Source organism: Enterobacter cloacae complex sp. I1M (assembly GCF_014982425.1).
Classification (GTDB): Bacteria; Pseudomonadota; Gammaproteobacteria; order Enterobacterales; family Enterobacteriaceae; genus Enterobacter; species Enterobacter intestinihominis.
Map to the genome: position 1 here is coordinate 1 of NZ_JADCLG010000081.1, position 789 is coordinate 789.

At 40.9% G+C, this 789-nt stretch carries 1 protein-coding gene; it reads left to right on the plus strand.

Going from position 1 to position 789, the window contains the following annotated elements; genetic code table 11:
• A partial coding sequence (locus INF86_RS22305) for a hypothetical protein (protein ID WP_038418009.1) occupies positions 1 to 491 on the plus strand: 491 nt, incomplete at its 5' end.
• Between the last annotated feature and the right edge of the window lie 298 nt (positions 492 to 789).

The following is a 789-nucleotide window of genomic DNA, read 5'->3' on the forward strand; positions in this document are numbered from 1 at the left end:
CCATGAATAAAAAATATAAATTATTAACAATTACTTTATTTGTGTTTTTCTCAGGCATCCTTGTCACTATCAGTAACATGACTAAAAGTGGCAACATTAACTGTTCTGGAACCTTACAAATGAACTCACCGGGCGATCAAGAGTATCTCTTTAATGGAACCATCAGTGTGGTGATACGACCGGGTACTGAAAGTATTATCAGTATCTTTGGTACTTCGGTATCAGCAAGACAGCCTTCCCCCATCAATACGCATCTCGTTAATCGGGATATAACATTCACGGTCCTGAGCAGAAACAAAAGCGATTTTTACCTGAGTGATATGAAGACAACAGCTCACCCCGGGGACAGCATGACCGAGACAGAGGCCTCTGGGCTGCTTTTCGATATGTTTGATCTGGAAAACAACAGGCTTACCGTTCGAAGATATCTCAATACCTTTGTTTTTGGCGATGTTCCTCTTCCTTTATTTATTTGTGTGAAAAAAAGATAAAATTTTATATCCCTTTAATCGGTTCAAAATGAAATAAGGTGATTTTCGGACGACCATCTTAACGTTGGTGATATGCACATCTCACGGCAGAGTTCAAACCAGAATCCGGTCAACTGGTCCTGCTCCATAACTTTGCGGTACGACGTAACGTATGTCTGAGATGAATACACTGTGCATATCTTACCGTTATTCTCGACCTGTTCACAACAGAACGGATGGCAAACCAGGCGGGGAGACAAACCAAAGTGATTAGGCGTTTAAATAGAACTTCAGATTGCAGCCAAACGAATCCTAAAAG